This is a genomic window from Pseudomonas sp. LBUM1643 (genome assembly GCF_059716215.1).
Window position 1 is genome coordinate 5,804,575 of record NZ_CP166813.1, and the last position, 14,374, is coordinate 5,818,948.

The window sequence follows — 14,374 nt, forward strand, 5'->3', positions numbered from 1 at the left end:
GACGCTATTGTCTTGCAAGAAAAGCAAAATGGCAGGAACGAATTCCCGCCAAATTTAGGGGTACAAGAGTCTAAAGAGGATCTTGTCCCCAGTCAAGGCAAGGCCCCGACCTTCCCGCTCATCCAACCTCGACAAAATGTCTGGATTCGATGAACGGAACGATCAGGGCCTCACGCTCATTTATCGCAGAACTCAGTTACCGCTAGAGTTCAGCGCTTCGGTCAGTGCTGCTTCCACTTCACTGGCGCTTACGCGCAATGGTTTGTCTGCATCACGGCGACGCTTACGCTCGCTGTGATAAGCCAGACCAGTACCTGCCGGGATCAGACGACCCACGACCACGTTTTCTTTCAGGCCGCGCAGGTAATCGCGCTTGCCGGTTACCGCCGCTTCGGTCAATACGCGAGTGGTTTCCTGGAAGGAAGCCGCCGAGATGAACGATTCGGTGGACAACGACGCCTTGGTGATACCCAACAGCACGCGAGTGAACTTGGAAACGAATTTCTCGTCGCCAGCCAGACGCTCGTTCTCTACCAGAACGTGAGTCAACTCCATCTGGTCGCCCTTGATGAAAGTCGAGTCGCCGGATTCAGCGATTTCAACCTTACGCAACATCTGACGCAGAATGGTCTCGATGTGCTTGTCGTTGATCTTCACGCCTTGCAGACGATAAACGTCCTGGATCTCGTTCACGATGTACTTGGCCAGCGCACTCACACCCAGCAGACGCAGGATGTCGTGTGGATCGCTCGGGCCGTCGGAGATAACTTCGCCGCGGTTTACCTGTTCGCCTTCGAAGACGTTCAGGTGACGCCACTTCGGAATCAGCTCTTCGTACGGATCGGTACCGTCGTTCGGGGTGATAACCAGACGGCGCTTGCCTTTGGTCTCTTTACCGAACGCGATGGTGCCGCTGACTTCAGCCAGAATCGAGGCTTCTTTCGGACGACGTGCTTCGAACAAGTCGGCAACACGCGGCAGACCACCGGTGATGTCACGGGTCTTCGAAGTCTCTTGCGGAATACGAGCGATAACATCACCGATCGCAATCTTCGCACCATCCGCAACACCGACCAGGGCGTTGGCTGGCAGGAAGTACTGAGCGATAACGTCAGTACCTGGCAGCAACAGATCCTTGCCGTTGTCATCAACCATTTTCACAGCAGGACGGATATCTTTACCGGCAGCTGGACGGTCTTTGGCGTCGAGTACTTCAATGTTGGTCATACCGGTCAATTCGTCAGTCTGACGCTTGATCGTGATGCCTTCTTCCATGCCCACGTAGGTCACGGTACCTTTCATTTCGGTAACGATTGGGTGAGTGTGCGGATCCCACTTGGCCACGATTGCGCCAGCGTCGACCTTGTCACCTTCTTTAACCGAAATCACAGCACCGTACGGCAGCTTGTAACGCTCGCGCTCACGACCGAAGTCATCAGCGATTGCCAGCTCACCGGAACGGGATACAGCGACCAGGCAACCATCCACTCGCTCAACGTGCTTCAGGTTGTGCAGACGGACGGTACCGCCATTCTTCACCTGAACACTATCAGCTGCGGAGGTCCGGCTTGCCGCACCACCGATGTGGAACGTACGCATGGTCAGCTGGGTACCCGGCTCACCGATGGACTGGGCAGCGATAACGCCGACCGCTTCACCGATGTTCACCTGGTGACCACGAGCCAAGTCACGGCCGTAGCACTTGGCGCAAATGCCGTAGCGGGTTTCGCAGCTGATCGGCGACCGCACGATCACTTCGTCGATGCTGTTCAGCTCGATGAACTCGACCCACTTCTCGTCTACCAGTGTACCGGCAGGAACGATGATTTCTTCGGTACCTGGTTTGAACACGTCACGGGCGATAACTCGACCCAATACGCGCTCACCCAACGGCTCAACAACGTCACCGCCTTCAATGTGCGGAGTCATTACCAGACCATGTTCGGTGCCGCAATCGATCTCGGTCACAACCAGATCCTGCGCCACGTCTACCAGACGACGAGTCAGGTAACCGGAGTTCGCAGTTTTCAACGCGGTATCCGCCAAACCTTTACGAGCACCGTGAGTCGAGATGAAGTACTGAAGTACGCTCAAACCTTCACGGAAGTTCGCAGTAATCGGCGTCTCGATGATGGAACCGTCCGGCTTGGCCATCAGGCCACGCATACCGGCGAGCTGACGGATCTGCGCAGCAGAACCCCGTGCGCCCGAGTCGGCCATCATGTACATCGAGTTGAAAGACTCTTGGTCGACTTCGACGCCATGGCGGTCGATGACTTTCTCTTTCGAGAGGTTAGCCATCATTGCCTTGGAAACTTCGTCGTTCGCCTTGGACCAAAGGTCGATCACTTTGTTGTACTTCTCGCCCTGGGTTACCAGGCCGGAGGCGTACTGACTTTCGATCTCTTTCACTTCATCAGTAGCAGCATTGATGATGCGGGCTTTTTCATCCGGGATAACGAAGTCGTTAACACCGATGGAAACGCCGGAAATGGTCGAATAGGCAAAACCGGTGTACATCAACTGGTCAGCGAAGATCACGGTCTCTTTCAAACCAACCACGCGGTAGCACTGGTTGATCAGCTTGGAGATCGCTTTTTTCTTCATCGGCTGGTTGACGACGTCGTACGACAGACCAGGTGGAACAACCTGGAACAACAGCGCACGGCCGACAGTGGTGTCGACGATACGGGTGTTCTTGACGCTGCCACCATCACGATCGTTGACGGTTTCGTGGATCCGCACTTTGACTTTAGCGTGCAGTGCGGCTTCGCCGGCACGGAACACACGGTCAACTTCTTGCAGATCCGCGAACACACGACCTTCGCCCTTGGCGTTGATCGCTTCACGAGTCATGTAGTACAGACCCAATACAACGTCCTGCGAAGGAACGATGATTGGCTCACCGTTGGCTGGCGACAGAATGTTGTTGGTCGACATCATCAACGCACGCGCTTCCAACTGGGCTTCCAGTGTCAGCGGTACGTGCACGGCCATTTGGTCACCGTCGAAGTCGGCGTTGTACGCAGCACAGACCAGAGGGTGCAGCTGGATAGCTTTACCTTCGATCAGTACCGGTTCAAACGCCTGGATACCCAAACGGTGAAGGGTCGGTGCACGGTTGAGGAGAACCGGGTGTTCACGGATCACTTCAGCGAGAACGTCCCAAACCTCTGGCAGTTCGCGCTCGACCATTTTCTTGGCAGCTTTAATGGTGGTAGCAAGGCCACGCATTTCCAGCTTGCCGAAAATGAACGGCTTGAACAGCTCGAGAGCCATTTTCTTCGGCAGACCGCACTGGTGCAGACGCAGGGTCGGACCAACGGTAATTACCGAACGACCCGAGTAGTCAACACGCTTACCGAGCAAGTTCTGACGGAAACGACCCTGCTTACCCTTGATCATGTCAGCCAGGGATTTCAGAGGACGCTTGTTCGAACCGGTGATAGCGCGGCCACGACGACCGTTGTCGAGCAGTGCATCGACGGCTTCCTGCAACATACGCTTTTCGTTGCGCACGATGATGTCCGGAGCGGACAGATCGAGCAAACGCTTCAAGCGGTTGTTACGGTTGATCACTCGACGATACAGATCGTTGAGGTCGGAAGTCGCGAAGCGACCGCCATCCAGCGGGACCAGTGGACGCAGATCTGGCGGCAGAACCGGCAGAACGGTCAGCACCATCCACTCTGGAAGGTTGCCGGAACCCTGAAAGGCTTCCATCAACTTCAGACGCTTGGACAGCTTCTTGATTTTGGTTTCGGAGTTGGTTTGCGGAATTTCTTCACGCAGACGACCAATCTCGTGCTCCAGGTCGATAGCGTGCAGCAGTTCGCGGACAGCTTCGGCACCCATGCGGGCATCGAAATCGTCGCCGAACTCTTCCAGCGCTTCGAAGTACTGCTCGTCGTTCAGCAGCTGACCTTTTTCAAGAGTGGTCATGCCTGGATCGATAACGACATAGCTCTCGAAGTAGAGAACGCGTTCGATATCACGCAGGGTCATGTCCATCAGCAAACCGATACGCGACGGCAGCGATTTCAGGAACCAGATGTGGGCAACTGGCGAGGCCAGTTCGATGTGCGCCATGCGCTCACGACGAACTTTAGCCAGCGCGACTTCAACGCCGCACTTCTCGCAGATCACACCACGATGCTTCAAGCGCTTGTACTTACCGCACAGGCACTCGTAATCCTTTACCGGGCCAAAGATCTTGGCGCAGAACAGGCCGTCACGCTCAGGTTTGAACGTACGGTAGTTGATGGTTTCCGGCTTTTTAACTTCACCGAACGACCACGAACGGATCATCTCAGGCGATGCCAATCCAATACGGATGGCGTCGAACTCTTCGACTTGACCCTGGTTTTTCAGCAAATTCAGTAGGTCTTTCAAGGCCTTTCCTCCTGACGGAGCAGAGAGCGGGCAATCCTGCCCCGCTCTCGATTCGCGTCACGTGTTATTCGGTTTCCAGATCGATATCGATGCCGAGGGAACGAATTTCTTTGATCAACACGTTGAAGGACTCGGGCATGCCCGGCTCCATACGGTGATCGCCGTCCACGATGTTTTTGTACATCTTGGTCCGGCCGTTCACATCGTCCGACTTCACTGTGAGCATTTCTTGCAGAGTGTAAGCAGCACCGTATGCTTCCAGTGCCCAGACCTCCATCTCCCCGAAACGCTGACCACCGAACTGCGCCTTACCACCCAGCGGTTGCTGGGTAACCAGGCTGTACGAACCGGTAGAACGAGCGTGCATCTTGTCGTCTACCAAGTGGTTCAGCTTCAGCATGTACATGTAGCCAACAGTAACCGGGCGCTCGAACTTGTTGCCGGTACGGCCGTCAGTCAGCTGCATCTGGCCGCTTTCTGGCAGGTCCGCCAGTTTGAGCATGGCCTTGATTTCGCTTTCCTTGGCACCGTCGAACACTGGAGTGGCCATTGGAACACCGCCACGCAGGTTCTTCGCCAGATCCAGGATTTCCTGGTCGGAGAAGCTGTCCAGATCTTCGTTGCGACCGCCGATCTCGTTGTAGATCTCGTGCAGGAACTTGCGCAGATCGGCAACTTTACGCTGCTCTTCGATCATGCGGTTGATCTTCTCGCCCAGACCTTTGGCCGCGAGGCCCAGGTGGGTTTCAAGGATCTGACCAACGTTCATACGCGAAGGTACGCCCAACGGGTTGAGGACGACGTCGACCGGGGTGCCATTGGCATCGTGCGGCATGTCTTCAACCGGCATGATCACGGAGACCACACCTTTGTTACCGTGACGACCGGCCATCTTGTCGCCCGGCTGGATGCGGCGACGGATAGCCAGGTAAACCTTGACGATCTTCAGCACGCCTGGAGCCAGGTCATCGCCCTGCTGCAGTTTGCGCTTCTTGTCTTCGAACTTGTCGTCCAGCAGACGGCGACGATCAACGATGTAGGCCTGGGCTTTCTCGAGTTGCTCGTTCAGAGCATCTTCAGCCATGCGCAGCTTGAACCACTGACCATGCTCAAGACCGTCGAGAATTTCGTCGGTGATGTCCTGACCTTTCTTCAGACCGGCGCCGCCTTCGGCTTTGTGGCCGACCAGAGCGGAACGCAGACGTTCGAAAGTTGCGCCTTCAACGATACGGAACTCTTCGTTCAGGTCCTTGCGGATCTCGTCGAGTTGAGTCTTCTCGATCGACAGTGCACGAGCATCACGCTCAACGCCGTCACGAGTGAAGACCTGTACGTCGATGACGGTACCCTTGGTGCCGGTAGGCACGCGCAGGGAGGTGTCTTTAACGTCGCTGGCTTTTTCACCGAAGATGGCACGCAAGAGCTTCTCTTCCGGAGTCAGTTGGGTCTCGCCTTTCGGAGTGACCTTACCAACCAGGATGTCGCCTGCGCCAACTTCAGCACCTACGTAAACGATACCGGCTTCGTCCAGCTTGTTCAGTGCAGCTTCACCCACGTTCGGGATGTCTGCAGTGATTTCCTCTGGCCCAAGCTTGGTGTCACGCGCCACACAGGTCAGTTCCTGGATGTGGATCGTGGTGAAGCGATCTTCTTGAACAACTCGTTCCGACAGGCAGATGGAGTCTTCGAAGTTGTAACCGTTCCAGGCCATGAACGCGATGCGCATGTTCTGACCCAGCGCCAGCTCACCCATATCGGTGGACGGACCATCAGCCATGATGTCGCTACGCTGAACCCGATCACCTTTACGCACCAGCGGACGCTGGTTGATGCAGGTGTTCTGGTTGGAGCGGGTGTATTTGGTCAGGTTGTAGATGTCGACACCGGCTTCACCGGTTTCAACTTCGTCATCAGCAACACGAACCACAATACGGCTTGCATCAACGGAATCGATTACGCCGCCACGACGAGCCACGACGCAAACGCCGGAGTCACGAGCTACGTTACGCTCCATGCCGGTACCGACCAGCGGCTTGTCAGCGCGCAGGGTTGGTACAGCTTGACGCTGCATGTTCGAACCCATCAACGCACGGTTGGCGTCATCGTGCTCGAGGAACGGGATCAGCGACGCAGCAACCGAAACTACCTGCTTCGGCGATACGTCCATCAAGGTGACGTCTTCCGGCGCCTTGACGGTGAATTCGTTCAAGTGACGAACAGCTACCAGTTCGTCAATCAGCATTTTCTTGTCGTTCATGGTGGCCGAAGCCTGAGCGATCACGTGATCAGCTTCTTCGATGGCGGACAGGAACACGATCTCGTCGGTGACCAGAGCGTCTTTCACCACACGATACGGGCTTTCGAGGAAGCCGTACTGGTTGGTGCGCGCATAAGCGGCCAGGGAGTTGATCAGACCGATGTTCGGACCTTCCGGCGTTTCAATCGGGCATACACGACCATAGTGAGTCGGGTGTACGTCACGAACTTCAAAGCCAGCACGCTCACGAGTCAAACCGCCAGGGCCGAGTGCAGAAACACGACGCTTGTGGGTAATCTCGGACAGCGGGTTGTTTTGGTCCATGAACTGGGAAAGCTGGCTGGAACCGAAGAACTCTTTCACCGCCGCAGCTACAGGCTTGGCGTTGATCAGGTCTTGCGGCATCAGGCCTTCGCTTTCAGCCATCGACAGACGTTCTTTGACCGCACGCTCAACACGTACCAGGCCAACGCGGAACTGGTTCTCTGCCATCTCGCCTACGCAGCGAACACGACGGTTACCCAGGTGGTCGATGTCATCGACGATGCCTTTACCGTTACGGATGTCGACCAGAGTCTTCAAGACCGCAACAATATCTTCCTTGCACAACACGCCCGAACCTTCGATCTCGGTGCGACCGATACGACGGTTGAACTTCATCCGACCGACCGCAGACAGGTCGTAGCGCTCAGGGCTGAAGAACAGGTTGTTGAACAGAGTCTCGGCAGCGTCTTTGGTTGGCGGCTCGCCTGGACGCATCATGCGATAGATCTCGACCAGCGCTTCCAATTGGTTGCTGGTGGAGTCGATCTTCAGAGTGTCGGAGACGAACGGACCGCAGTCGATATCGTTGGTGTACAGAGTTTCGATGCGAACAACCTGGCCCTTGGCGATTTTTGCCAGGATCTCGGTGTTCAGCTCGGTGTTGCACTCTGCCAGGATTTCGCCGGTTGCCGGATGCACGATGGCCTTGGCGGTAGTGCGGCCCAGGACGTAGTCAAGAGGCACTTCCAGGGTCTTGAGACCGGCTTTTTCGATCTGGTTGATGTGGCGCGCAGTAATACGGCGACCAGCCTCAACGATGACCTTGCCCTTCTCGTCCTGAATATCAAGAACAGCGATTTCACCACGCAGACGCGAAGCAATCAGTTCCAGACTGAGGGTTTCGCCGCTCAGGTGGAAAACGTTAGTGGTGTAGAACGCGTCGAGCACTTCTTCAGTGGTATAGCCGAGCGCGCGCAGCAGTACCGATGCAGGCAGCTTGCGACGACGGTCGATACGCACGAATACGCAGTCTTTCGGGTCGAACTCGAAGTCCAGCCACGAACCGCGGTAAGGGATGATGCGCGCGGAGTACAGCAGTTTGCCGGAGCTATGCGTCTTGCCGCGGTCGTGGTCGAAGAACACGCCCGGGGAACGGTGCAGCTGGGAAACGATTACACGCTCGGTACCGTTGATTACGAAGGTACCGTTTTCAGTCATCAGGGGGATTTCACCCATGTAGACTTCTTGCTCTTTGATGTCCTTGATCGCTTTGTTCGACGATTCTTTGTCGAAAATGATCAGGCGCACTTTTACCCGCAAAGGTACGGCGTAAGTTACACCGCGCAATACGCATTCTTTGACATCAAATGCCGGTTCGCCCAGGCGATAACCGACGTACTCCAGCGCAGCATTGCCGGAGTAGCTGATGATCGGGAAAACGGATTTGAAGGCCGCATGCAGGCCCACGTCGCGGAACTGATCTTTAGTCGCTCCCGCCTGCAAGAATTCACGATACGAATCCAGCTGGATTGCCAGGAGATACGGCACATCCATGACGTCCGGCAACTTGCTAAAGTCCTTGCGGATACGTTTTTTCTCAGTATATGAGTAAGCCATCAGCGTTCCCCAGCTTGGTCACCTGCTTGTTTGGCCCCTCCCGACGGGAGCAGCCAGAAAATCGTGCAAACCCCATGGTTTGCTCCACCGCATCGGGTGGTTACAGCTCGTTATCAGCACCGACCCAGTCGGCTGCCAATAACGGAAAAAGGCCGGTGGCAAGAGCCACCAGCCATCAGCCTTTCGCTTTACGCTCGGGCTGGAGGTGCAAAGTCGATGCTTATTTCAGCTCGACTTTAGCGCCTGCTTCTTCCAGAGTGGCTTTTGCTTTGTCAGCTGCGTCTTTCGAAACAGCTTCCAGAACGATGCCAGGAGCGCCGTCAACTACTGCCTTGGCTTCTTTCAGGCCCAGACCGGTCAGTTCACGTACTGCCTTGATCACGTTAACTTTCTTCTCGCCAGCTTCGGTCAGCATGACGTTGAATTCAGTTTGTTCTTCAACAACGGCAGCAACAGCAGCTGGACCAGCGGAAGCAGCAGCAGCGGAAACGCCGAACTTCTCTTCCATGGCCTTGATCAGCTCAACGATTTCCAGAACGGATTTTTCGCCGATTGCTTCGATGATTTGGTCGTTAGTCAGAGACATGACTATAAATTCCTGTATTGGGGTGACAGCCTACGCGGCCATCGAAATAAACAATAAACGCTGAAAGGAGTGGCTCAGCCTTAGGCTGCAGCAGCTTCTTTCTGGTCGCGAAGTGCCGCCAGAGTACGAGCCAATTTGCTGGTTGCGCCTTGAATCACGCTCATCAGCTGAGAAATTGCTTCGTCACGGGTCGGCAGACTTGCCAGTACGTCGATCTGATTAGCTGCGAGGAACTTGCCCTCGAACGCAGCTGCCTTGATCTCGAACTTGTCCTGACCTTTTGCGAACTCTTTGAAAATACGAGCAGCAGCGCCCGGATGATCTTTAGAGAATGCAATCAAGGTCGGGCCGGTGAACACGTCGTTGAGCACGTCATATTGAGTGCCTGCAACGGCGCGCTTGAGCAGGGTGTTACGTACAACACGTACGTAAACGCCAGCTTCACGAGCCTCTTTACGGAGTCCGGTCATAGCGCCAACTGTCACGCCGCGGGCATCAGCCACAACAGCAGACAGGGCAGCATTGGCAGCCTCGTTGACTTCAGCGACGATGGCCTTCTTGTCTTCGAGTTTAATTGCCACGGGTTTAACTCCTGCTTGTTACCGTTTCATCCAACCGAGGCCGGATGTCGTTTTGGTGTCTGATTCGGTAAGGAACCGGGAGCACCATCTGCGTAGGCTTGAGGTTTAAGACTTGCGTCGCCTACGGTCTTGGATAGCCCCCGCCAGGCAGGGACCCCAATCTTTCAATTGACGCAATCGCTTGCGCCAACCTTTGTCTTACGCGTCGAGCGAGCCTTGGTCGATGACCAGGCCTGGACCCATGGTGGTGCTCAGGGTAACGCGCTTGACGTAAATGCCTTTCGAGGAAGCTGGCTTGATACGCTTCAGATCAGCGATCAGGGCTTCAACGTTTTCCTTCAGCTTGACGGCATCGAAGCCAATCTTGCCAACGGAGGTGTGGATGATGCCGTTTTTGTCGGTGCGATAACGAACCTGACCAGCCTTGGCGTTTTTAACCGCGGTAGCTACGTCTGGAGTTACAGTGCCGACTTTAGGGTTAGGCATCAGACCACGTGGACCGAGGATCTGACCCAACTGACCTACAACGCGCATTGCATCCGGGGATGCGATAACTACGTCATAGTTCAGGTCGCCGCCTTTCATTTCGGCAGCCAGATCGTCCATACCTACACGGTCAGCGCCGGCAGCCAGAGCGGCCTCAGCAGCTGGACCCTGGGTGAACACAGCAACGCGAACGGTCTTGCCAGTGCCGTGTGGCAGCACAGTAGCGCTACGAACAACCTGGTCAGATTTACGCGGGTCAACGCCCAGGTTTACAGCAACGTCGAACGACTCGCTGAACTTGACAGTCGACAGCTCAGCCAGCAGAGCAGCAGCGTCTACAAAATTGTAGGACTTGCCTGCTTCGATTTTGCCGGCGATAGCCTTTTGACGCTTGGTCAACTTAGCCATTACACACCCTCCACGTTAAGGCCCATGCTACGAGCAGAACCGGCGATAGTACGCACGGCTGCTTCCATATCAGCTGCAGTCAGATCCGCGTTTTTGGTTTTCGCGATTTCTTCCAGCTGAGCACGGGTCACGGTGCCAACCTTAACGGTGTTCGGACGAGCAGAACCGCTAGTCAGACCAGCCGCCTTCTTCAGGAGAACCGAAGCAGGGGTGGATTTGGTTTCGAAAGTGAAGCTACGGTCGCTGTAGACAGTGATGATCACTGGAGTCGGCAGGCCTGGCTCAATACCCTGAGTACGGGCGTTGAAAGCTTTGCAGAATTCCATGATGTTCACGCCGTGCTGACCCAATGCAGGACCAACAGGTGGGCTTGGGTTAGCCTGAGCGGCCTTCACTTGCAGCTTGATGTAAGCGGTAATCTTCTTGGCCATGAGGCACTCCAATTACGGGTTCGAACGCCTCGAAAGGCTCCCCGGTTACTTGCGCGTTTATCCCAGTGACGACAAAACCCCACAGCCTAAGGCTGCGGGGTTGGGATGCTTGCTCAGCTAGACCTTTTCGACCTGGCTGAACTCTAGCTCTACCGGAGTAGAGCGACCGAAAATAAGCACTGCCACTTGGATCCGGCTCTTTTCGTAGTTAACTTCTTCGACCGTGCCAGTGAAATCAGCAAACGGTCCGTCATTGACCCGTACCGACTCACCCGGCTCGAACAACGTCTTCGGCTTCGGCTTGTCGCTACCATCAGCAACGCGACGCAGAATCGCTTCTGCCTCTTTATCAGTGATTGGTGCAGGCTTATCAGCAGTACCGCCAATGAAGCCCATCACCCGAGGTGTATCCTTGACCAAGTGCCAAGTACCCTCGTTCATATCCATCTGGACCAGCACATAACCAGGGAAGAATTTGCGCTCGCTTTTGCGTTTCTGGCCATTACGCATTTCAACCACTTCTTCAGTGGGAACCAGAATTTCGCCGAAGCCATCTTCCATGCCAGCCAGCTTTACGCGCTCTAACAACGAGCGCATGACATGCTTCTCGTAACCGGAGTAAGCATGCACAACGTACCAACGCTTAGCCACGGGACACCCTTAGCCGACAATCAAGGAAACAAGCCAGCCGAGCAGGGAATCAAGCCCCCACAACAGCAACGCCATAACCAGAACAACAGCCACTACGATCAACGTGGTCTGCGTGGTTTCTTGGCGAGTTGGCCATACGACTTTACGAATCTCGGTGCGAGCTTCCTTAACCAGTACAAAGAAAGACTTGCCCTTGGCTGTCTGCAGGCCTACAAAGGCAGCTACAGCAGCAATGGCGAGCAATGCAAGTACGCGATACAGGATCGGCGAAGCAGAGTAATACTGATTGCCAACAACGCCAACAACCACCAAAGCGACTACTACTAGCCACTTGAGCAGATCGAAGCGAGAGCCTTGAGCTTCAGCTTTAGGAGTCATCTATGAAGATCCTGTGAAAAGAAAGCCAAACCCACCAAGTGAATCTGGCAGGTCAGGAGGGAATCGAACCCCCAACCTACGGTTTTGGAGACCGTCGCTCTGCCAATTGAGCTACTGACCTAAAACAAAATCAGGCCGACCATTATGCCGGCCCGAAAAAGACATTACAACAACTTACTCGATGACTTTCGCTACGACACCCGCGCCGACGGTACGACCGCCCTCACGAATTGCAAAACGAAGACCATCTTCCATCGCGATGGTTTTGATAAGGGTAACGGTCATCTGAACGTTATCACCCGGCATCACCATCTCAACACCTTCTGGAAGCTCGCAATTACCAGTCACATCAGTTGTACGGAAGTAGAACTGCGGACGGTAACCCTTGAAGAATGGCGTATGACGACCGCCCTCTTCCTTGCTCAGAACATAAACTTCAGCAGTAAACTTGGTATGCGGCTTGACAGTGCCCGGCTTGACCAGTACCTGGCCACGCTCAACATCATCACGCTTGGTACCACGCAGCAATACGCCGCAGTTCTCACCCGCACGACCTTCGTCGAGCAACTTGCGAAACATCTCAACACCCGTACACGTTGTCTTGACCGTATCACGCAACCCAACGATCTCGACTTCTTCCTGGATGCGGACGATGCCACGCTCTACACGACCAGTCACAACAGTGCCGCGACCGGAGATCGAGAATACATCCTCGATCGGCATCAAAAACGGCTTATCAATAGCGCGCTCAGGCTGCGGAATATAGCTATCCAGGGTCTCGACCAACTTCTTGACGGCGGTGGTGCCCATCTCGTTATCGTCTTGACCATTCAGCGCCATCAGCGCCGAACCGATGATGATTGGAGTGTCATCACCAGGAAAATCGTAGGTGCTCAACAGGTCGCGCACTTCCATCTCAACCAACTCAAGCAGCTCCGCATCATCTACCATGTCAGCCTTGTTCAGGAAGACAACGATGTATGGAACGCCAACCTGGCGCGACAGGAGAATGTGCTCACGGGTTTGAGGCATCGGACCATCAGCGGCCGAGCAAACCAGAATCGCACCATCCATCTGTGCAGCACCAGTAATCATGTTTTTTACGTAGTCGGCGTGACCAGGACAGTCAACGTGTGCGTAGTGACGCACGGCCGAATCGTACTCAACATGAGCGGTGTTGATAGTAATACCACGAGCTTTTTCTTCTGGGGCGCTATCGATCTTGTCGAAGTCAACCTTTGCCGAACCGAAAACTTCGGAACAGACGCGGGTCAAGGCTGCAGTCAGAGTAGTTTTACCGTGGTCGACGTGACCAATGGTGCCTACGTTAACGTGCGGCTTATTACGTTCGAACTTTTCCTTAGCCATCGAAATCACCCTCAGGAGAAGAATTTTACAAGTCAAACAAGCCATTAAAACAAAGGCAGATATTTTCATATCTGCCTTGTTATATGGAGCTCTTGAGCGGATTTGAACCGCTGACCTCACCCTTACCAAGGGTGTGCTCTACCAACTGAGCTACAAGAGCGAAACACTGCGCAAGATCTGCAAACATGGAGCGGGTAGCGGGAATCGAACCCGCATCATCAGCTTGGAAGGCTGAGGTTCTACCACTAAACTATACCCGCGAGATTGCAACTCTCGCTAAAAATGGTGGAGGGGGAAGGATTCGAACCTTCGAAGTCGTAGACGTCAGATTTACAGTCTGATCCCTTTGGCCGCTCGGGAACCCCTCCTAAGCGAGCCGGCATTCTATATTATGCCAGCCTTCTGTCAAGCATTTTCTCATTAAAAACCTAAGGTTAGCTGCGTTGACCTCGCTTCGCACTGATCACCTCTAAAGGTCTTCACTGCGAAGCGGGCGCCATTCTATGCAAACTAAACTGCGGGCGCAACCCCCTCACAAGGCATTATTTTATGTTTTAACTCATTGAATTCTCTGGAAAGGTTTTGAAGCTGCACATCATCAAGCCAGCGGCGGCTTTCTGGTGCCACGCGCACCCAGTAGCCAGGATTATCAGGCAGATCCTTCGGCAGCGCCTGAAACCTGATCTCCATTCCGGTCAATCGTCGCTCGATTGCCTGAGCCACCTCCTGACGTGAATACCCTCCTACATATAGGCACCCACTATCCGGTTGAACCGTCCTGGCCTTGTCACGCGCCGCATCCATGGATTCGCTCAGCAAGCGAATATCTTGCTGCGAACCCCGGTAAAGGCTCAACGGCGTCACGTCCTTGGCTCGAAGAGGAGCCTCTTGTTGATGCCAGATGTAATAAAACACATTGAGGACAAGCAGGAGCAGGAACAACCAACGCATAAAA

10 protein-coding genes and 4 tRNA genes are annotated in these 14,374 nt (G+C 54.6%); all 14 read right to left on the minus strand.

What is annotated here, in order from left to right; genetic code table 11:
- Positions 1 to 192 precede the first annotated feature (192 nt).
- On the minus strand, positions 193 to 4,392 hold the full coding sequence (gene rpoC, locus ACA063_RS26300; RefSeq protein WP_162438842.1) for a DNA-directed RNA polymerase subunit beta': 4,200 nt from the start codon (positions 4,390 to 4,392) through the stop codon (positions 193 to 195).
- 64 nt (positions 4,393 to 4,456) lie between these two features.
- Positions 4,457 to 8,530 (minus strand): DNA-directed RNA polymerase subunit beta, encoded by a 4,074-nt coding sequence (gene rpoB / locus ACA063_RS26305; RefSeq protein ID WP_497663914.1) that lies wholly within the window; start codon positions 8,528 to 8,530, stop codon positions 4,457 to 4,459.
- Positions 8,531 to 8,750: 220 nt separating this feature from the next.
- Positions 8,751 to 9,116, minus strand: a complete 366-nt coding sequence (rplL, locus tag ACA063_RS26310) for a 50S ribosomal protein L7/L12 (RefSeq protein WP_007896630.1) — start codon at positions 9,114 to 9,116, stop codon at positions 8,751 to 8,753.
- Between the two features lie 80 nt (positions 9,117 to 9,196).
- The gene (gene rplJ, locus ACA063_RS26315; protein ID WP_497663915.1) at positions 9,197 to 9,697 is read right to left on the minus strand and encodes a 50S ribosomal protein L10; all 501 of its coding nucleotides are present in this window, start codon (positions 9,695 to 9,697) and stop codon (positions 9,197 to 9,199) included.
- Positions 9,698 to 9,895: 198 nt separating this feature from the next.
- Positions 9,896 to 10,591, minus strand: coding sequence for a 50S ribosomal protein L1 (rplA, locus tag ACA063_RS26320; protein ID WP_162438840.1), 696 nt, complete (start codon positions 10,589 to 10,591; stop codon positions 9,896 to 9,898).
- Entirely contained in the window at positions 10,591 to 11,022 is a 432-nt protein-coding gene (gene rplK, locus ACA063_RS26325; RefSeq protein WP_008008888.1) for a 50S ribosomal protein L11, read from the minus strand. The genes rplA and rplK overlap by 1 nt, the downstream gene beginning before the upstream one ends.
- Positions 11,023 to 11,139: 117 nt before the next feature.
- Entirely contained in the window at positions 11,140 to 11,673 is a 534-nt protein-coding gene (gene nusG / locus ACA063_RS26330; RefSeq protein WP_054052239.1) for a transcription termination/antitermination protein NusG, read from the minus strand.
- Positions 11,674 to 11,682: 9 nt separating this feature from the next.
- Positions 11,683 to 12,051, minus strand: a complete 369-nt coding sequence (secE, locus tag ACA063_RS26335) for a preprotein translocase subunit SecE (RefSeq protein ID WP_009045851.1) — start codon at positions 12,049 to 12,051, stop codon at positions 11,683 to 11,685.
- Positions 12,052 to 12,096: 45 nt separating this feature from the next.
- Positions 12,097 to 12,172, minus strand: a tRNA-Trp gene (locus tag ACA063_RS26340).
- Positions 12,173 to 12,225: 53 nt separating this feature from the next.
- Complete coding sequence (gene tuf, locus ACA063_RS26345) at positions 12,226 to 13,419, minus strand: elongation factor Tu (RefSeq protein ID WP_007896619.1); 1,194 nt, start codon at positions 13,417 to 13,419, stop codon at positions 12,226 to 12,228.
- Positions 13,420 to 13,503: 84 nt separating this feature from the next.
- Positions 13,504 to 13,579, minus strand: a tRNA-Thr gene (locus tag ACA063_RS26350).
- A 26-nt stretch (positions 13,580 to 13,605) separates the two neighbouring features.
- Positions 13,606 to 13,679 (minus strand) — tRNA-Gly (locus ACA063_RS26355).
- Between the two features lie 23 nt (positions 13,680 to 13,702).
- Positions 13,703 to 13,787: transfer RNA gene (locus tag ACA063_RS26360), tRNA-Tyr, on the minus strand.
- Positions 13,788 to 13,929: 142 nt separating this feature from the next.
- Positions 13,930 to 14,370, minus strand: a complete 441-nt coding sequence (locus tag ACA063_RS26365) for a hypothetical protein (protein ID WP_497663916.1) — start codon at positions 14,368 to 14,370, stop codon at positions 13,930 to 13,932.
- Between the last annotated feature and the right edge of the window lie 4 nt (positions 14,371 to 14,374).